The organism is Streptomyces eurocidicus (genome assembly GCF_002891295.1).
GTDB classification, from domain to species: domain Bacteria; phylum Actinomycetota; class Actinomycetes; order Streptomycetales; family Streptomycetaceae; genus Streptomyces; species Streptomyces eurocidicus.
On the sequence record NZ_LGUI01000001.1, the window covers coordinates 124,100 to 142,181 of the forward strand.

Below are 18,082 nucleotides of genomic sequence, written 5' to 3' on the forward strand. Positions count from 1 at the left end.
TTCAGGGGGTGCCGGGTCTCAGACGGTGAGCGCCCGGTCCGTCGGCCGCACCGGCGCCGGCAGGGTGCTGGCGCCCGTGAGGTGGCGGTCCACGCCGCGCGCGGCGGAGCGGCCCTCGGCGATGGCCCAGACGATGAGCGACTGGCCGCGCCCGGCGTCGCCGGCGACGAACACGCCGGGGACGTTGGTCCGGTAATCGGCGTCGCGGGCGATGTTGCCGCGCGCGTCCAGCTCCAGGCCGAACTGCTCGACCAGGCCGTTTCGCACGTCTGTGCCGGTGAAGCCCATGGCGAGGGTGACGAGTTGGGCGGGGATGCGCCGCTCGGTACCGGGCAACTGAGTGAGCGCGCCGTCCTTGAACTCCACCTCGACCAGGTGCAGCCACTGGACGTTGCCGTCCTCGTCGCCTTCGAAGTGGGTGGTGGAGACGGAGTAGACCCGCTCGCCGCCCTCCTCGTGCGCCGAGGTGACCTTGTAGAGCATGGGGAAGGTGGGCCAGGGCTGGCCCTCGTTCCGCTCCTCCCCCGGCCTGGGCATGATCTCCAGCTGGGTGACGGAGGCGGCGCCCTGCCGGTGGGCGGTGCCGACGCAGTCCGCGCCGGTGTCGCCGCCGCCGATGACGACGACGTGCTTGCCCTCGGCGGTGATCGGGGAGACCGTGAGGTCGCCCTCCTGCACCTTGTTGGCCAGCGGCAGGTACTCCATGGCGAAGTGGACGCCGCCCAGCTCGCGGCCGGGCACCCGGAGGTCGCGGGAGGTGGTGGCACCGGCGGCGATCACCACGGCGTCGTAGCGCTTGCGCAGCTTCGCGGCGTCGATGTCGCGGCCGATCTCCACCTCGGTGCGGAACTTGGTGCCTTCCGCACGCATCTGCTCGATGCGGCGGTTGATGTGCCGCTTCTCCATCTTGAACTCGGGGATGCCGTAGCGGAGCAGGCCGCCGATGCGGTCGGCGCGCTCGTAGACGGCGACGGTGTGGCCGGCCCGGGTCAGCTGCTGGGCGGCGGCGAGCCCGGCGGGGCCGGAGCCGATGACGGCGACGGTCTTGCCGGAGAGCCGCTCGGGCGGCTGCGGGGTGACGGAGCCGTTGTCCCACGCCTTGTCGATGATGGTGACTTCGACGTTTTTGATGGTGACGGCCGGCTGGTTGATGCCGAGCACGCAGGCGGACTCGCAGGGGGCGGGGCAGAGGCGGCCGGTGAACTCGGGGAAGTTGTTGGTCGCGTGCAGCCGCTCGCTGGCGCCCCGCCAGTCCTCGCGGTAGGCGTAGTCGTTCCACTCGGGGATGAGGTTCCCGAGCGGGCAGCCGTTGTGGCAGAACGGGATGCCGCAGTCCATGCAGCGGCCGGCCTGCTTGCTGATGATCGGCAGCAGGGAGCCGGGGACGTACACCTCGTTCCAGTCCTTGACGCGCTCGCCGACGGGGCGGGTCCGCGCGAGCTCGCGGCCGGTGGTCAGGAAGCCCTTGGGGTCAGCCATGAGTCGCCGCCTCCATCATCTTCTCGTGGGTCTCCTTCTCGGAGAGACCCGCTCGCTCGGCGGCGTCCTTGGCGGCGAGCACTGCCTTGTAGGTGGCCGGGACGACCTTGCGGAAGCGGTCGGCCGCCGCGTCCCAGTCGGCGAGGAGGCGGGCCGCGACGGTGGAGGCGGTCTCCTCGTGGTGGCGGCGCACGACGTCGTGCAGCCACCGCCGGTCGTCGGCGTCGAGGGTGTCGACGGCGGCGGCCAGCTCCTTGTTGACGTTGTCGGGGTCGAGGTCGATCACATAGGCGACGCCGCCGGACATGCCGGCCGCGAAGTTGCGGCCGGTCTCGCCGAGGACGACGGCGCGGCCGCCCGTCATGTACTCGCAGCCGTGGTCGCCGACGCCCTCGGAGACGACGGTGGCGCCGGAGTTGCGGACGCAGAACCGCTCGCCGACCCGGCCCCGGAGGAAGAGCTCGCCGCCGGTGGCACCGTAGGCGAGGGTGTTGCCGGCGATGACGGAGTACTCCGCGAGGTGGTCGGCGCCGCGGTCGGGGCGGACGACGATCCGGCCGCCGGAGAGGCCCTTGCCGACGTAGTCGTTGGCGTCGCCCTCCAGGCGCAGGGTGACGCCGCGGGGCAGGAAGGCGCCGAAGGACTGGCCGGCGGAGCCGGTGAAGGTGATGTCGACGGTGTCGTCGGGCAGTCCGGCACCGCCGAACTGCCGGGTGACCCGGTGGCCGAGCATGGTGCCGACGGTGCGGTTGATGTTGCGGATGGGCACCTGGGCGCGGACGGGGCGGGCGTCCTCGGCCGAGGCCACGGCGAGGGCGTCGGCGGCGAGCTCGATGAGCTCGTTGTCGAGGGCCTTGGCCAGACCGTGGTCCTGCTCGGTGACACGGTGCCGGACGGCGCCCTCGGGCAGCTCGGGGACGTGCAGCAGCGGTGCCAGGTCCAGGCCCTGGGCCTTCCAGTGGCTGACGGCCCGGCCGGTGTCGAGGAGCTCGGCGTGGCCGACGGCCTCCTCCAGGGTGCGGAAGCCCAGCTCGGCGAGGAGCTCGCGGACCTCCTCGGCGATGAACTCGAAGAAGTTGACGATGAATTCGGCCTTGCCGGAGAACCGCTCGCGGAGCACGGGGTTCTGGGTGGCGATGCCGACGGGGCAGGTGTCGAGGTGGCAGACGCGCATCATGACGCAGCCGGAGACGACCAGCGGCGCGGTGGCGAAGCCGAACTCCTCGGCGCCCAGGAGGGCGGCGACGACCACGTCACGGCCGGTCTTGAGCTGGCCGTCGGTCTGCACGACGATGCGGTCGCGCAGGCCGTTGAGCAGCAGGGTCTGCTGGGTCTCGGCGAGGCCGAGCTCCCAGGGGCCGCCCGCGTGCTTGAGGCTGGTCAGGGGCGAGGCGCCGGTGCCGCCGTCGTGGCCGGAGATCAGGACGACATCGGCGTGGGCCTTGGAGACGCCCGCCGCGACCGTGCCGACGCCGACCTCGGAGACCAGCTTCACATGGATGCGGGCCTCGGGGTTGGCGTTCTTGAGGTCGTGGATGAGCTGGGCGAGGTCCTCGATGGAGTAGATGTCGTGGTGCGGGGGCGGCGAGATGAGGCCGACGCCGGGGGTGGAGTGCCGGGTCTTCGCCACCCAGGGGTAGACCTTGTGGCCGGGCAGCTGGCCGCCTTCACCGGGCTTGGCGCCCTGGGCCATCTTGATCTGGATGTCGTCGGAGTGGACCAGGTACTCGCTGGTCACGCCGAAGCGGCCGGAGGCGACCTGCTTGATGCTGGAGCGGCGGGCCGGGTCGTGGAGCCGCTCGGGATCCTCGCCGCCCTCACCGGTGTTGGACTTGCCGCCCAGCTGGTTCATGGCGATGGCGAGGGTCTCGTGGGCCTCGCGGGAGATGGAGCCGTACGACATGGCGCCGGTGGAGAAGCGCTTGACGATCTCGCTGACGGGCTCGACCTCGTCCAGCGGGACGGCCGGGCGGTCGCCGGCCAGGGAGAAGAGGCCGCGCAGCGTCATCAGCCGCTCGGACTGCTCGTTCACGCGCCGGGTGTACTGCTTGAAGATGTCGTAGCGGCGGGCGCGGGTCGCGTGCTGGAGCCGGAAGACGGTGTCGGGGTCGAAGAGGTGCGGCTCGCCCTCGCGGCGCCACTGGTACTCGCCGCCGATGTCGAGGCGGCGGTGGCTGGCGGCGATGCCGGTGGCGGGGTACGCCTTGGCGTGCCGGGCGGCGACCTCCTGGGCGACGACGTCCAGGCCGATGCCGCCGATCTTGGTGGCGGTGCCGTGGAAGTAGGTGTCGACGAAGTCGCCGGCCAGGCCGATGGCCTCGAAGACCTGGGCGCCGCGGTAGGAGGCGACGGTGGAGATGCCCATCTTGGACATGACCTTGAGGACGCCCTTGCCGAGGGCCTTGATGAGGTTCGCGATGGCGTCCTCGGGCCCGGTGTCCGGCAGGTCGCGGAAGTAGGTGCCGGCGCGGACGAGGTCCTCGACGGACTCCATCGCCAGGTACGGGTTGACGGCGGCGGCCCCGTAGCCGATCAGCAGGGCGATGTGGTGGACCTCGCGGACGTCGCCGGCCTCGACCAGCAGGCCCACCTGGGTGCGCTGCTTGGTGCGGATGAGGTGGTGGTGGACGGCCGAGGTGAGCAGCAGGGAGGGGATCGGGGCGTGCTCGGCGTCGGAGTGCCGGTCGGAGAGCACGATGAGGCGGGCGCCGCCCGCTATGGCGGCGTCGGCCTCGGCGCAGATCGCCTCCAGCCGGGCGGCGAGCGCCTCGCCGCCGCCGCTGACGCGGTAGAGGCCGGCGAGGGTGGCGGCCTTCAGTCCGGGCAGGTCGCCGTCGGCGTTGATGTGGATGAGCTTGGCGAGCTCGTCGTTGTCGATGACGGGGAAGGGCAGGGTGACGCTTCGGCAGGAGGCCGCGGTGGGGTCGAGGAGGTTGCGCGCGGGGCCCAGGGAGGAGATCAGCGAGGTGACGAGCTCCTCGCGGATGGCGTCCAGCGGCGGGTTGGTGACCTGCGCGAACAGCTGGGTGAAGTAGTCGAAGAGCAGCCGGGGGCGCTTGGAGAGGGCCGCGATCGGGGAGTCCGTGCCCATGGAGCCGATGGGCTCGGCGCCGGTCCTGGCCATGGGGGCGAGGATGACGCGGAGCTCCTCCTCGGTGTAGCCGAAGGTCTGCTGGCGGCGGGTGACCGAGGCGTGGGTGTGCACGATGTGCTCGCGCTCGGGGAGGTCGGCGAGGTCGATCAGACCGGCCTCCAGCCAGTCCCCGTAGGGCTGTTCGGCGGCGAGCCGGGCCTTGATCTCGTCGTCCTCGATGATGCGGTGCGCGGCGGTGTCGACGAGGAACATCCGGCCGGGCTGGAGGCGGCCCTTGCGGACGACCTTGGCGGGGTCGATGTCGAGGACGCCGACCTCGGAGGAGAGGACGACGAGGCCGTCGTCGGTGACCCAGTAGCGCCCGGGGCGCAGGCCGTTGCGGTCGAGGACGGCGCCGACGAGGGTGCCGTCGGTGAAGGTGACGCAGGCGGGTCCGTCCCAGGGCTCCATGAGGGTGGAGTGGTACTGGTAGAAGGCGCGCCGGGCCGGGTCCATGGAGGCGTGGTTCTCCCATGCCTCGGGGATCATCATCAGGACGCTGTGCGGCAGGGAGCGCCCGCCGAGGTGGAGGAGCTCCAGGACCTCGTCGAAGGAGGCGGAGTCGGAGGCGTCGGGGGTGCAGACGGGGAAGGTCCGCGTGAGGTCGCCGTCGCCGCCGAACAGGTCGGAGGCCAGCTGGGATTCGCGGGCCCGCATCCAGTTGCGGTTGCCCTGGACGGTGTTGATCTCACCGTTGTGGGCGACGAACCGGTAGGGGTGGGCGAGCGGCCAGCTGGGGAAGGTGTTGGTGGAGAAGCGGGAGTGGACCAGGGCGATGGCGGTGGCGAAGCGCCGGTCGGAGAGGTCCGGGAAGAAGGGCTCCAGCTGTCCGGTGGTGAGCATCCCCTTGTAGACGAGGGTGCGGGCGGACAGGGAGGGGAAGTAGACGCCGGCCTCGCGCTCGGCGCGCTTGCGCAGCACGAACGCCTTGCGGTCGAGGGCGATGCCGCTCGGCACGGGCCCGTCCGCGGGGGCGCCGGCGACGAAGAGCTGGCGGAAGACGGGCATCGTGGCGCGGGCGCCGTTGCCGAGCAGGTCGGGGGTGACGGGGACATCGCGCCAGCCGAGGACGGTGAGCTCCTCCTCGGCCGCGATCGTCTCGATCCGCGAGACGGCGGCGTCCGCCGCGGCCTCCTCGGCGGGGAGGAAGGCGATGCCCACGGCATAGCCGCCGGCCTCGGGGAGGGCGAAGGGGACGCTTTCCCGCAGGAAGGCGTCCGGGACCTGGAGGAGGATGCCCGCACCGTCGCCCGAGTCGGGCTCGGAACCGGTGGCGCCGCGGTGTTCCAGATTCCGCAGAACGGTGAGGGCCTGCTCCACGAGCGCGTGGCTCGCCTCGCCGGTGAGGGTCGCGACAAAGCCGACGCCACAGGCGTCGTGCTCGTTCCGCGGGTCGTACATCCCCTGCTGGGCGGGGTGGGATGCGGCAAACAAGGGACGCATCGGCTCTCCCGTCGTCGTCATGGCAGTCATGGCATGTGCATGTGCCGAGGGACGACGTTGGCCCTCTGCGGAAAGAAAATTTGGTGCAGGTTACATGATGGGCCGCTTCTCGGAAAGCGGACGATTCAATCCAGCATGTGGACACTGCGGACGAGGTGGCGAACTCCGGAGGCCGAGGGATCACCCGGCCCGGCCGCGCCGGACACAGCGCAGAGCGGGCGGCGTTGCCCGCTGCGCTTCCGGATTGTGCCCGGTCGTCAAGGGCTTGAAACCGCGAGGTAACGCTGACGTTATGCGGCTGCCCGCATAAGCATCACCCCAGAGCGGTGCCGAAGGCAATACCGAGGAGGTAAGTCACACCCGCGGCGGCTCCGCCGAGGAGCAGCTGACGCAGGCCGCTGTACCACCAGCTGCGCGCCGTCACCCGGGCCACGACGGCCCCGCAGGCGAAGAGCCCGGCCAGGGCGAGCAGGACGGCGGGCCAGAGCTGGGTGGCGCCCAGCAGATAGGGCAGCAGGGGCAGCAGGGCGCCCAGCGCGAAGGAGCCGAAGGACGAGACGGCGGCGACCGCCGGGGACGGCAGGTCGGAGGGGTCGATGCCGAGCTCCTCGCGGGCGTGGATCTCCAGCGCCTGCTCGGGGTCGCGGGACAGCTGCATGGCGACTTCCAGCGCCAGCTTCGGCTCGACGCCCCGCGACTCGTAGAGCGCGGCCAGCTCCGCCAGCTCGTCGGCGGGGTGCTTGCGCAGCTCACGGCGCTCCACCTCCAGCTCGGCCAGCACCAGCTCACGCTGCGAGGCGACGGAGGTGTACTCGCCGGCGGCCATGGAGAAGGCGCCGGCCGCGAGACCCGCGAGGCCGGCGATCACGATCGCCTCCGAGGAGGCGGCGCCGCCCGCGACGCCGGTCATCAGGGCGACGTTGGAGACCAGGCCGTCCATCGCGCCGAAGACCGCGGGCCGCAGCCAGCCGCCGTTCACGTCGCGGTGCGTGTGGTTGTCGCGATGCGCCACGTGCGGCGCCTCGACGGCGTCGAGGACAGACATGTCTCCGGGTGCTCCCTTCCCCTCGGGAAGGGCCCGTCGCCCTCCCCGACAAATCGAAGGTACGCACGAACGGCCATGATCCGCTAGCAAGGAAGGCCGAACTTACCTCTCTGACCTGCGGGTTTGCGGAGAGGCTCGGAAAATTCCCTGGTCGTTGCCGAGTCTGGTGCCGATCAGGTACCGATCGGCACCAGCCGTCGGGCGGCGGTCAGCCCTTCTTCGCGGGCTCCGGGGTCTTCCCGGCGTCCTCGACCGCGGCGGGCTCCACCACGGCCTCGCGGCCGGGGCGCCGCTTGGCGGAGATCAGCATGTAGACCACCGCGCCGATGAAGACCACGATCGACGTCCAGCCGTTGAGCCGCAGGCCCAGTACGTGGTGGGCGTCGTCCACCCGCAGATACTCGAACCAGAAGCGGCCGACGGTGTACGCCGCCACATAGAGGGCGAAGGCCCGGCCGTGGCCGAGGGTGAAGCGGCGGTCCGCCCAGATCACAAGCGCCGCGATGGCCAGGCACCACAGCGATTCGTAGAGGAACGTCGGGTGGTACGTGCCGGCGACGCGGCCGATCGCGGGGTCGGCGTCGATTTTGAGGGCCCAGGGCAGGTCGGTGGCCTTGCCGTAGAGCTCCTGGTTGAACCAGTTCCCCCAGCGGCCGATGGCCTGGGCCACGGCGAGGCCGGGGGCGAGGGCGTCCGCCCAGGCCGGCAGCGGGATGCCACGGCGCCGGCAGCCGATCCAGGCGCCGACGGCACCCAGGGCGACGGCGCCCCAGATGCCCAGGCCGCCCTCCCAGATCTTGAAGGCGTTGACCCAGTCACGGCCCTCACCGAAATACAGCTCGTAGTCGGTGATCACGTGATAGAGCCGGCCGCCGACGAGCCCGAAGGGCACCGCCCACACGGCGATGTCGGCGACCGTGCCCGCCCGGCCGCCCCGTGCGATCCAGCGTCGGTTGCCGATCCAGACGGCGACGAAGACGCCGATGATGATGCAGAAGGCGTAGCCGCGCAGCGGGACCGGTCCGAGATGGACCACCCCGGTCGACGGGCTGGGAATGTAAGCGATTTCCATGGCAGCTCCGACGCTACCCTGCCGGGCCGGGCACCCGGCAACCCACCCGGCACAACGGCTGCGTAACGCACCGGCGGGCCCGGCGCCCGGCCGCCCCGCCGGCCGGGCCTCGCGCCGGGCTCAGCCCTTGGCCTTGGCCGTGACCATCTCGCGCAGTTTGTCGGGGGTCAGCGGGTTGGCCTGGTCGCCGTAGACGTCCTTGCCGTTGAGCAGCACGGTGGGGGTGGCGTGGTAGGAGGACTTGCTGAACGCCTCGTGGGACTTCTTCACCCAGCTGTCGTGGGTGCCGTCCTCGACGCACTTGCGGAAGGCGGGGGTGTCCAGGCCGGGGATCCGGCCGGCCAGCTCGATCAGGCGGGACTTCTTGCCGTAGGCGTCGTCCGTCTCCTGCGGCTGGTTCTTGAAGAGCAGGTCGTGGTACGCGGCGAACTTCCCGGCGTCCTGGGCGCACGCGGCGGCGTTGGCGGCGTTGAGGGAGCCGGAGCCGCGGAGGTTGCCGTCGATCAGGGTGACCAGGTGGTAGTCGGTCTTGAGCAGGCCCTTGGCCTCCAGGTCGCGGACGGTGTCGCGGAAGCCCATCTCGAACTGGCCGCAGCCGGGGCAGCGGAAGTCCTCGTAGACGGTCAGGGTGGACTTGGCGTCGGGCTTGCCGACCGGGATGGTCACGGTGTCCTTGCCGGTGGCGCCCTGCGGGGCGACCAGGGGGCCGGCCGTCTTCTTCTTGTCGTCCTTGCCGCCGCCGGCGACCAGGGCGGCGATCCCGGCCCCGGCGCCGAGGACGGCGACCACGACCACGGCGGCGATCAGGGTCCGCTTGCGCTTGGTGCGGCTCTCCTCCTGCCGGCGCTGTTCCTGCAGGCGCTCGCGGGCGCTGCGCTTTCCCTCAGAGTTCTTCTGGCTCACGTCCCTGTACAACGAACCGGGGGCGCGGCCTGCGCGCCCCCGGTCGTCGGTTCCATCAAAAGAGTTACGCGCGCTTGCGTACGCCCTGGGCGAGTTCACCCGCGAGGGCCCGGACCGCGGTCAGGCCCGCCTCCAGGTCGGGGGCCGCCAGCAGGCGCTTGACGAAGGCCGAGCCGACGATGACGCCGTCGGCGAACTGAGCGACCTCGGCCGCCTGCGCGGCGTCGGAGACGCCGAGGCCGACGCAGACGGGCAGCTCGGTCACGGCGCGGGTGCGGCGGACCAGCTCCTGCGCCTCGTGGCCGACGGACTCCCGGGTGCCGGTGACGCCCATCAGGGAGGCGGCGTAGACGAAGCCGGTGCCCGCCGCGGTGATCCGGGCGAGCCGGTCGTCGCGGCTGCTCGGGGCGACCACGAACACCGTGGCCAGGCCGTGCTGTTCGGCGGCCTTGCGCCACACCTCGGACTCCTCGACCGGGAGGTCGGGGAGGATGCAGCCCGCTCCCCCGGCCTCGGCCAGGTCGGCGGCGAACCGCTCGACGCCATAGGCGTCCACGGGGTTCCAGTACGTCATGACCAGGACCGGGGCGCCCGTCGCGGCGTGCGCGTCGCGGACGGTGCGGAGCACGTCGACGATCTTGACGCCGCCGCGCAGGGCGATGTCGTCGGCGGTCTGGATAACCGGGCCGTCGAGGACCGGGTCGCTGTGCGGCAGCCCGACCTCGACGACGTCGCAGCCGCCTTCGAGCATCGCGGTGACGGCGCGGACGCCGTCGTCGACGGTCGGGAAGCCGGCCGGGAGGTAGCCCACGAGCGCGGCGCGGTTCTCGGCGCGGGCCGCGGCCAGGGTGCTGTTCAGCAGTTCGATGTTGCCGCTCACTTGGCCGCCCCCTCGGTGGCGTCGTACAGCCCGAAGTAGCGGGCCGCCGTGTCCATGTCCTTGTCGCCGCGCCCGGAGAGGTTCACCAGGATCAGCCCGTCCTCGCCCAGCTCCCGGCCGAGGTCCAGCGCGCCGGCCAGCGCGTGGGCGCTCTCGATCGCCGGGATGATGCCCTCGGTGCGGGAGAGCAGCCGCAGCGCCTGCATGGCCTCGTCGTCGGTGACGGCGCGGTACTCGGCGCGGCCGGCGTCCTTGAGGTAGGAGTGCTCGGGGCCGATGCCGGGGTAGTCCAGCCCGGCCGAGATGGAGTAGGGCTCGGTGATCTGGCCGTCCTCGTCCTGGAGGACGTAGCTGCGGGAGCCGTGCAGGATGCCGGGGGTGCCGGCGGCGAGGGTGGCGGCGTGCTCACCGCTGGCGAGGCCGTGCCCGCCGGCCTCGCAGCCGATGAGCCGGACCCCGGTGTCGGGCAGGAAGGCGTGGAACAGGCCGATGGCGTTGGAGCCGCCGCCGACGCAGGCCACGGCGGCGTCCGGCAGCCGGCCGGCGCGCTCCAGGATCTGCCGGCGGGCCTCGACGCCGATCACCCGGTGGAAGTCGCGGACCAGCTGCGGGAAGGGGTGCGGGCCGGCGACCGTGCCGAAGAGGTAGTGGGTGCGGTCGACGTTGGCGACCCAGTCGCGGAACGCCTCGTTGATGGCGTCCTTCAGGGTGCGGCTGCCGGACTTCACGGCGATGACCTCGGCGCCGAGCATCCGCATCCGGGCGACGTTGAGCGCTTGGCGCTCGGTGTCGACCTCGCCCATGTAGATGGTGCACTCCAGGCCGAAGAGCGCGCAGGCGGTGGCGGTGGCGACGCCGTGCTGGCCGGCGCCGGTCTCGGCGATGACGCGGGTCTTGCCCATGCGCTTGGTCAGCAGCGCCTGGCCCAGCACGTTGTTGATCTTGTGCGAGCCGGTGTGGTTGAGGTCCTCGCGCTTGAGGAAGACCCGGGCGCCGCCCGCGTGTGCGGCGAAGCGCGGCACCTCGGTCAGGGCGCTGGGGCGGCCGGTGTAGTTGACCAGGAGGTCGTTGAGCTCGGCGGCGAAGGCGGGGTCGGCCTTGGCCTTCTCGTACTCGACGGCGACCTCGTCCACGGCGGCGACGAGGGCCTCCGGGATGAACTTGCCGCCGAAGGCGCCGAAGTAACCCTCGGCGCTCGGGATGTGACCCTCCGGGTCCGGGATGAAGAATTCAGAGGACACGTGCGTACTCCTCGAAAGGCGTGACGGTGCGGTCTACGGAAAAAGCGGTGCCTCAGCGGCCCGCGGCGGTGACTGCGCCGCCGCGCCATCGCATTCCGTTGATCTGCCCCGGCTCACAGCCGATGTGGTAACGCACGCGCCGGCCGAGCACGCGGCGCGCGGGCGCGCGGCAGCCCCGGGGACGGCAGCCCCGGGCCAGGCGCGCGTAGGAGCCGCCGGCGGACGAACCGGCCGCGGGCACGCCGGCGGGGCCGGGCGTCGGCCCGGCCCTGTGCGGCGGCTGCGGCTGTCGGCCATCCGGGACGTCAGCCCCGCCCGTGCCGCAGCGCCGGGTGCGCCCCGGCGGCGACCAGGTCGGCCACGGCGGCCTTGGGGTCGCGGCCGGTCACCAGGGACTCGCCGACCAGGACGGCGTCGGCGCCGTCGTTGGCGTAGGCGATGAGGTCGTGCGGGCCGCGCACGCCGGACTCGGCGATCTTGACGATGCCGTCCGGGATCTCGGGGGCGACGCGGGCGAAGGTGCCGCGGTCGACCTCAAGGGTCTTGAGGTTACGGGCGTTGACGCCGATGATCCGGGCGCCGGCGTCCACCGCGCGCTGGACCTCCTCCTCGTCGTGCACCTCGACGAGCGGGGTGAGGCCGATGGACTCGGCCCGCTCGATCAGGGAGACCAGGGCCTCCTGCTCCAGCGCGGCGACGATCAGCAGGACCAGGTCGGCCCCGTAGGCCCGCGCCTCCCACAGCTGGTAGGCCGTGACGATGAAGTCCTTGCGGAGGATCGGGATGTCGACCTTGGCGCGGACGGCCTCCAGGTCGGCGAGCGAGCCGCCGAAGCGGCGCTGCTCGGTCAGCACGCTGATGACGGCCGCGCCGCCCGCCTCGTAGTCCGCGGCGAGGCCGGCGGGGTCGGCGATCGCGGCGAGCGCGCCCTTGGAGGGGCTGGAGCGCTTCACCTCGCAGATGACGCTGACGCCCTCGCCGCGAAGGGCGGCGACGCCGTCCTTCGCCTGCGGGGCCTTGGCCGCCCGCTCCTTGAGCTCGTCGAGGCTGACGCGCGCCTGCCGCTCCGCGAGGTCGGCACGGACGCCCTCGATGATCTCGTCGAGCACACTCACGCGAGCGGCCCCCTTCCGGACTCGGCTGGTCTGGGCTGGTGGGGCGGGAAACATCCTCACCAGGCACTGCGATGGTACTTGCCGGAGGGCGAAGGTTTCGCATCCGGTTGACGCGGGTCCCACTCCGTGGATGCCCAGTGGACGCCCCGGGAATGCACACGAGATCGATTGAATGATCGCCCGCGGGGCCGCCGGGTATGCGCGGCGGAGCCGCGGGCGGGCCCGCTAGGGGACGAGTGCCGAGCCGCACGGCAGGTTCCGTACGACCGTGAAGGCGAGGACGAGCCCGCCCAGCGCCCACCACTGGGCCGCCCTCGGGAACACCGGGATCCCGCCGGCGCCGCGCAGCACCCGGACCGTCCAGACGGCCCAGAGCAGGGCGAAGGCGGCGTAGCCGGCGACGGCGAGGGCGTTGGCGCCCACCGCGGCCGCCAGGTCGCCGTGACACAGCGCGTGCAGGCCGCGCAGCCCGCCGCAGCCGGGGCAGTACAGGCCGGTGTACCGCAGCAGCGGGCAGGCGGGGTAGTGGCCCGGCCGGCCGGGGTCGACGGCGGCGACGTAGCCGGCGGCGACGGCGATGCCCGCCGCGACGCCGAGCGGAGCGGTCAGGCGGCGCGCCACGGCCCGGGCGGGGGCACGGCCGGCGCTGTCGCTCACGGCTCCCAGTCTCCGCCCGGCAGCGCGAAGGCGCGGCCGGGGACCCGGCGGATACCGCCGTACGGGTCCTCGGCCGCGCCTCTTCGCAACGAGCTCCGGGGGCGGTCAGCCCTGGGTCTGCGGCTGCGCCTTCTTGACGGCGGTCTTGGACGCCTGGCCGAGGCCCATCATGCGCATGATGCCGCCGACGACGCCGCCGAGGGCGATCACGACGATGCCCGCCCAGAACCCGGCCGGCTTGGCGGCCACCATGAACGCGCCGGAGACGCAAAAGCCGATGAAGGCGATGGTGACACCGGTCCAGGCGGCCGGGGTGTGTCCGTGGCTGCTACCCGACATGACTAAGACTCCTCGTTGCTGTGGCGCGCCCTGGGGCGCGGGGAACGCTCATGGTCATTGTCCCCGACGGCCGGGGCCGCCTCGCTCTGGGGTGGGGCGTGTCAGGACGGCGTCACGGCCGGGTGTCGCCGGTGGGGTCCTCGCCGCGGTCGAGGGCCTTCCACAGCTCCTCGGGGCGGTCGGGGTCGGGCGCGGTGCGGGCGCGGCGCGGGCGGGGGGTGCCGTCGCGCTCGTAGCGGCTGGACATGGCGGGCCAGTGACGGCCGTAGCGCAGGGCGAGGAGCCCGGCGAGGAGCAGCAGCACGCCGCCGGCGAGGGCGACCCAGGGCCAGGCGGTGTGGGAGACGCCGTCGATGGCGGCGCCGGTGAGCCCGCTGGCGCGGGACGCCTTCTCCTCCAGGGCGGCGGTGTCGGTGGCGCCGGTGACCGCGCCGGCGACGACGCCCGCGCCGCTCAGGGCGAGCAGGCCGGCGACGACGGTGCGCCAGACGCCGCGGACGGCGAAGACCGCGACGAGGGCGGCGAGGGCCACGATGGCGAGGGCGCCGGGCAGGCCGCCGACGTCCTGGCCGCTGGCGCTCTGGGCGACCGGCGACCCGTTGACCTGGGTGGTGCCCTCGGACCAGGTGCGGCCGCCCGCCAGGAGGACGAGTGCCGCGCCCGCGGCGCCGGCCAGCAGGGCGGTGCCGACGCTGCGACGGCGGCCGGCGCCGGTCCGGGCGGCGGGCTCGACGTGGGGGCGGGGGTGGGGTACGGCTGCGCTCACGGTTACCACTATCTCTCGTCGGTGCCGGGCGGGCGCCCCGGGGTCCCCTGTGCGGGCGTCCCGGGGCGCGCCGCGGCGGCTCCCGGGCGGCTCACGACCGGTGGGGGAGCCGGTTCGCGGAGTGGACGGCGCGGAGCACGGCGGCGGCCTTGTTGCGGCACTCGGCGTCCTCGGCCGCCGGGTCGGAGTCGGCGACGACGCCCGCGCCGGCCTGGACGTAGGCGGTGCCGTCGCGCAGCACGGCGGTGCGGATGGCGATGGCGGTGTCGGAGTCCCCGGCGAAGTCGAGGTAGCCGACGCAGCCGCCGTACAGGCCGCGGCGGGCGGGCTCCAGCTCCTCGATGATCTGCATGGCGCGGGGCTTGGGCGCGCCGGAGAGGGTGCCGGCGGGGAAGCAGGCGGTGAGGACGTCGAAGGCGGTGCGCCCGGGGGCGAGGCGGCCGGTGACGGTGGAGACGATGTGCATGACGTGGCTGTAGCGCTCGATGGACATGAAGTCGACGACCTCGACGCTGCCGGGCTCGCAGACCCGGCCGAGGTCGTTGCGGCCGAGGTCGACGAGCATCAGGTGCTCGGCGCGCTCCTTGGGGTCGGCCATGAGTTCCTCGGCGAGGGCGGCGTCGGTCTGCGGGGTGGCGCCGCGCGGCCGGGTGCCGGCGATGGGGTGCACCATGGCCTGCCCGTCCTCGACCTTGACGAGCGCCTCGGGGCTGGAGCCGACGATGTCGAACCCGTCGAAGCGGAGCAGGTACATGTACGGGCTCGGGTTGGTCGCCCGGAGCACGCGGTAGACGTCGAGGGCGGACGCCTCGCAGGGGGTCTCGAAGCGCTGGGAGGGGACGACCTGGAACGCCTCGCCCGCGCGGATGCGCTCCTTGACGTCCTCCACGGCCGCCATGTAATCGGGGCCGCCCCAGCGGGCGGTGTACTCGGGGAGCTCGGAGGGCGGCAGGGTGGTGGGGTCGGTCGGGGCGGGCCGGTGGAGGTCGGCGGCCATGGCGTCGAGGCGGGCGACGGCGTCGGCGTACGCCTCGTCGACTCCGGTGTCGAGGTCGTTGTGGTTGATCGCGTTGGCGATCAGCAGGACGGTGCCGTTCCAGTGGTCGAGGACGGCGAGGTCGGAGGTGAGGAGCATGGTCAGCTCGGGCAGGCCGAGGGTGTCGGCGCCGTGCTCGCCGATCCGCTCCAGGCGGCGCACGATGTCGTAGCCGAGATAGCCGACCATGCCGCCGGTGAAGGGCGGCAGCCCGGTGCCCTCGATGAGGTCGCGCGGGGTGTGCAGGGCGGCCACGGTGGCGCGCAGGGTCTCCAGCGGGTCGCCGTCGGTGGGCACGCCGACGGGCGGGGTGCCGAGCCAGTGGGTGGCGCCGTCGCGGACGGTGAGGGTGGCGGCGCTGCGGACGCCGACGAAGGAGTAGCGGGACCAGGTACGGCCGTTCTCGGCGGACTCCAGCAGGAAGGTGCCGGGGCGCTCGGCGGCGAGTTTGCGGTAGAGGCCGACGGGGGTGTCCCCGTCGGCGAGGAACCGCCGGGTGACCGGGATGACCCGGCGGTCCTTCGCGAGCGTACGGAAGGTTGCGGCGTCGGGGGCGATGTCACCCGGGGTCGTGGCTGCCATGGCAGCGGATGCTACTGGGCCAGCGGCAGGACGTCGGCATCGAAGCACGTGCGGTCACCGGTGTGGCAGGCGGCGCCGACCTGGTCGACCTTGACGAGGAGGGTGTCCGCGTCGCAGTCCAGGGCCACGGATTTCACGTGCTGGACGTGGCCGGAGGTGTCGCCCTTGACCCAGTACTCCTGGCGGCTGCGGCTCCAGTAGGTGCAGCGGCCGGTGGTGAGGGTGCGGTGGAGGGCCTCGTCGTCCATCCAGCCGAGCATGAGGACCTCGCCGGTGTCGTACTGCTGGGCGATGGCGGGGACCAGGCCGTGGGCGTCGCGCTTGAGGCGCGCGGCGATGGCGGGGTCGAGGGCGGTGGGGGCGGTGTCGGGCGTGGGGCGGGTGGTGCCGGTCATGCGGTCCATTCTGCCGCTACGGGCGGGGCGTGGGTGCGGGTGCGGGTGGGTGCCGCTGCGCGGGGCTTTTTCCCCTACCCGCCCCTTCCCGAACGGGGCTCTGCCCCGGACCCCGGTCCTCAAGCGCCGGACGGGCTGAATTTCAGCCCGTCCGGCGCTTGAGGACATTCGGGAAGGGGCGGGGTGGGGAAAGCCCGCCGCAGGCGCGGGGCCGGGACGGGGCCCGGGGAGACCGGTGCGCGGGCCCGTACGGAGATGGTGGCCGGTAAGGGTGGGTCGATCGGGAGCCCGCCGGAGGGGCTGTCAGCGGCGTACGGCATGCTGTCGCGCATGAGCTCTCCGCCGCCGCCGAACCCCCCGCAACCGCCTGGCCACGGCGGTGGTTTCGGACCGCCCCAGAACTTCGGACCGCCGCAGCCGCCGGCCCAGCCGCCCGCGCAGCCGTACGGTCAGCCTTACGGACAGCCGCAGCCTCCGCAGGGTTTCGGCCAGTACGGGCAGTTCGCCCCGCCGATGCCGCCGCCGCCCTCGGGCGGCAACGGCGCGAAGGTCGCCGCCATCGTGGTCGCGGCCGTGCTGGTGACGGGTCTGATAGTGGGCGGCGTCATCCTCACGTCCGGCGGCGGTGACGACAAGCCGTCCGCGAAGGCGTCACCGAGCTCCTCGGCCTCGTCCGCCGCGCCGTCCGAGGCGCCGAGCACGACCCCCGGCACGCCCTCCGACGCCCCCTCGGGCTTCGACCCGTCGGGCTCCGCCGAGCCGTCGTCGCCGTCCGTGTCCCGGGTGCCGTACGTGGTGCTCAAGCCCGGCCAGTGCTTCGACCACCCGCACCTGAGCAGCGGTGTCACCCGGGTGACCACGCGTTCCTGCGACACGAGCCACGACGGCGAGGTCATCGCCAACGCGACGCTGACGGGCACGTTCAGCACGGAGCTGGACATCCAGGCCAAGGCCAAGGGCCTCTGCGAGAAGAAGGCCCAGGAGCGCGTTCGCTCCATAGCCGACGGCCGGACGTATTACTCGTACACGCTGTATCCGGCGAAGTCGACGTACGACCGGGGGCAGTCGGAGGTCACCTGCACGATCACGCGGAGCACGGGGCCGGGGGGCGCGAAGCTGACGGAGGCGCTGCCGGATTAGGCCCCCTTCCGCGCTGACGCGCGGTGTCCTCAATCGCCGGACGGGCTGGTTTTCAGCCCGTCCGGCGATTGAGGACACCAGGCACGAGCGCGGCACCGTGGCACGGCAGGGACACCAGTCGTAGGCTGGGCCGCATGTCAACCCACGCGCAGCGCGAACGTCTGCTCCTCGCCGATCTGTTGGAGCTGGCGGGCCCGGACGCCCCCACCCTCTGCGACGGCTGGCGGGCCCGGGACCTCGCGGCCCACGTCGTGGTGCGCGAGCGCCGGGCCGACGCCTCCGCCGGAATCGTGATCAAGGCGCTGGCGCCCCGGCTGGAGCGGGTGCAGGCCGAGTTCGCCGCGAAGCCGTACGAGGAGCTGATCCAGCTCATCCGCACGGGGCCGCCGCGGCTGTCGCCGTACGCCCTCAAGCCGGTCGACGAGGCCGCCAACACGGTGGAGTTCTTCGTGCACGCCGAGGACGTCCGCCGCGCCCAGCCGGACTGGACTCCCCGGGAGCCGGACCCCGTCTTCGCGGACGCGCTGTGGGCGCGGCTGGAGCGGGTGGCGCGGATGCTGGGCCGCCGGTCGCCGGTGGGCCTGGTGCTGCGGCGGCCCGACGGGCGGACGGCGGTGGCGCACCGGGGTGCTCCGGTGGTGACGGTGACCGGTGAGCCGGGCGAGCTGACGCTGTTCGCCTTCGGCCGGCAGGGCGCGGCCCGGGTGGAACGCGAGGGTGACGCGGACGCGCTCGCGAAGCTGAGTGGGGCGACACTGGGTTTCTGAGCCCCCTGAGGGCGAGGGGCCACCCGGATCCCGACCGGAAGAAGGTGCCCGACATGGCATCCCGCCACAGAACCACCTCCCTGACCAGT

At 72.9% G+C, this 18,082-nt stretch carries 16 protein-coding genes; 2 read left to right on the plus strand and 14 right to left on the minus strand.

All coding sequences use genetic code 11. The features are described from left to right. Positions 1 to 18: 18 nt before the first annotated feature. From AF335_RS00500 to hisI, 14 genes are all read right to left on the minus strand, one after another. Positions 19 to 1,479 carry a glutamate synthase subunit beta gene (locus AF335_RS00500; RefSeq protein ID WP_102916264.1) on the minus strand — a complete coding sequence of 487 codons (1,461 nt, stop codon included), beginning with the start codon at positions 1,477 to 1,479 and terminating at the stop codon, positions 19 to 21. After that, positions 1,472 to 6,055 carry a glutamate synthase large subunit gene (gene gltB / locus AF335_RS00505; RefSeq protein ID WP_102916265.1) on the minus strand — a complete coding sequence of 1,528 codons (4,584 nt, stop codon included), beginning with the start codon at positions 6,053 to 6,055 and terminating at the stop codon, positions 1,472 to 1,474. The genes AF335_RS00500 and gltB overlap by 8 nt, the downstream gene beginning before the upstream one ends. A gap of 313 nt (positions 6,056 to 6,368) precedes the next feature. Further along, positions 6,369 to 7,100, minus strand: a complete 732-nt coding sequence (locus AF335_RS00510) for a VIT1/CCC1 transporter family protein (RefSeq protein ID WP_102916266.1) — start codon at positions 7,098 to 7,100, stop codon at positions 6,369 to 6,371. Between the two features lie 208 nt (positions 7,101 to 7,308). Next, the gene (gene lgt, locus AF335_RS00515; protein WP_102916267.1) at positions 7,309 to 8,172 is read right to left on the minus strand and encodes a prolipoprotein diacylglyceryl transferase; all 864 of its coding nucleotides are present in this window, start codon (positions 8,170 to 8,172) and stop codon (positions 7,309 to 7,311) included. 120 nt (positions 8,173 to 8,292) lie between these two features. Next, positions 8,293 to 9,075 carry a DsbA family protein gene (locus tag AF335_RS00520; protein ID WP_102916268.1) on the minus strand — a complete coding sequence of 261 codons (783 nt, stop codon included), beginning with the start codon at positions 9,073 to 9,075 and terminating at the stop codon, positions 8,293 to 8,295. Positions 9,076 to 9,139: 64 nt separating this feature from the next. Further along, a complete protein-coding gene (trpA, locus tag AF335_RS00525; protein WP_102916269.1) occupies positions 9,140 to 9,955 on the minus strand; it encodes a tryptophan synthase subunit alpha in 816 nt (271 codons plus the stop codon). After that, positions 9,952 to 11,196, minus strand: coding sequence for a tryptophan synthase subunit beta (trpB, locus tag AF335_RS00530; RefSeq protein ID WP_102916270.1), 1,245 nt, complete (start codon positions 11,194 to 11,196; stop codon positions 9,952 to 9,954). The genes trpA and trpB overlap by 4 nt, the downstream gene beginning before the upstream one ends. Before the next feature lie 52 nt (positions 11,197 to 11,248). Then, entirely contained in the window at positions 11,249 to 11,437 is a 189-nt protein-coding gene (gene trpM / locus AF335_RS35280; RefSeq protein ID WP_102916271.1) for a tryptophan biosynthesis modulator TrpM, read from the minus strand. A gap of 64 nt (positions 11,438 to 11,501) precedes the next feature. Continuing rightward, positions 11,502 to 12,311, minus strand: coding sequence for an indole-3-glycerol phosphate synthase TrpC (trpC, locus tag AF335_RS00540; protein ID WP_102916272.1), 810 nt, complete (start codon positions 12,309 to 12,311; stop codon positions 11,502 to 11,504). Positions 12,312 to 12,536: 225 nt separating this feature from the next. Further along, positions 12,537 to 12,968 carry a DUF2752 domain-containing protein gene (locus AF335_RS00545; RefSeq protein WP_102916273.1) on the minus strand — a complete coding sequence of 144 codons (432 nt, stop codon included), beginning with the start codon at positions 12,966 to 12,968 and terminating at the stop codon, positions 12,537 to 12,539. A 105-nt stretch (positions 12,969 to 13,073) separates the two neighbouring features. Beyond that, positions 13,074 to 13,307, minus strand: coding sequence for an HGxxPAAW family protein (locus tag AF335_RS00550; protein ID WP_102916274.1), 234 nt, complete (start codon positions 13,305 to 13,307; stop codon positions 13,074 to 13,076). 112 nt (positions 13,308 to 13,419) lie between these two features. Continuing rightward, positions 13,420 to 14,073, minus strand: a complete 654-nt coding sequence (locus AF335_RS00555) for a TIGR02234 family membrane protein (protein ID WP_102916275.1) — start codon at positions 14,071 to 14,073, stop codon at positions 13,420 to 13,422. A gap of 91 nt (positions 14,074 to 14,164) precedes the next feature. Then, complete coding sequence (locus tag AF335_RS00560; protein ID WP_102916276.1) at positions 14,165 to 15,691, minus strand: anthranilate synthase component I; 1,527 nt, start codon at positions 15,689 to 15,691, stop codon at positions 14,165 to 14,167. A gap of 11 nt (positions 15,692 to 15,702) precedes the next feature. Beyond that, complete coding sequence (hisI, locus tag AF335_RS00565) at positions 15,703 to 16,086, minus strand: phosphoribosyl-AMP cyclohydrolase (RefSeq protein WP_102916962.1); 384 nt, start codon at positions 16,084 to 16,086, stop codon at positions 15,703 to 15,705. Positions 16,087 to 16,416: 330 nt separating this feature from the next. Between hisI and AF335_RS36095 the strand changes: the two genes are divergently transcribed. Together AF335_RS36095 and AF335_RS00575 are read left to right on the plus strand one after the other, a co-directional pair. Then, a complete protein-coding gene (locus tag AF335_RS36095; RefSeq protein ID WP_146045400.1) occupies positions 16,417 to 17,226 on the plus strand; it encodes a hypothetical protein in 810 nt (269 codons plus the stop codon). Between the two features lie 134 nt (positions 17,227 to 17,360). Continuing rightward, positions 17,361 to 17,993: a TIGR03085 family metal-binding protein gene (locus AF335_RS00575; protein ID WP_102916278.1), complete on the plus strand. Its 633-nt coding sequence runs from the start codon at positions 17,361 to 17,363 to the stop codon at positions 17,991 to 17,993. Positions 17,994 to 18,082: the final 89 nt, after the last annotated feature.

Coding starts and splice junctions, on each gene's coding strand:
- AF335_RS00510 (WP_102916266.1), bottom strand. CDS start 7,100: ATGTCTGTCCTCGACGCCGTCGAGGCGCCGCACGTGGCGCATCGCGAC.
- gltB (WP_102916265.1), bottom strand. CDS start 6,055: ATGCGTCCCTTGTTTGCCGCATCCCACCCCGCCCAGCAGGGGATGTAC.
- hisI (WP_102916962.1), bottom strand. CDS start 16,086: ATGACCGGCACCACCCGCCCCACGCCCGACACCGCCCCCACCGCCCTC.
- AF335_RS00500 (WP_102916264.1), bottom strand. CDS start 1,479: ATGGCTGACCCCAAGGGCTTCCTGACCACCGGCCGCGAGCTCGCGCGG.
- AF335_RS00550 (WP_102916274.1), bottom strand. CDS start 13,307: ATGTCGGGTAGCAGCCACGGACACACCCCGGCCGCCTGGACCGGTGTC.
- AF335_RS00575 (WP_102916278.1), top strand. CDS start 17,361: ATGTCAACCCACGCGCAGCGCGAACGTCTGCTCCTCGCCGATCTGTTG.
- lgt (WP_102916267.1), bottom strand. CDS start 8,172: ATGGAAATCGCTTACATTCCCAGCCCGTCGACCGGGGTGGTCCATCTC.
- AF335_RS00560 (WP_102916276.1), bottom strand. CDS start 15,691: ATGGCAGCCACGACCCCGGGTGACATCGCCCCCGACGCCGCAACCTTC.
- AF335_RS36095 (WP_146045400.1), top strand. CDS start 16,417: ATGAGCTCTCCGCCGCCGCCGAACCCCCCGCAACCGCCTGGCCACGGC.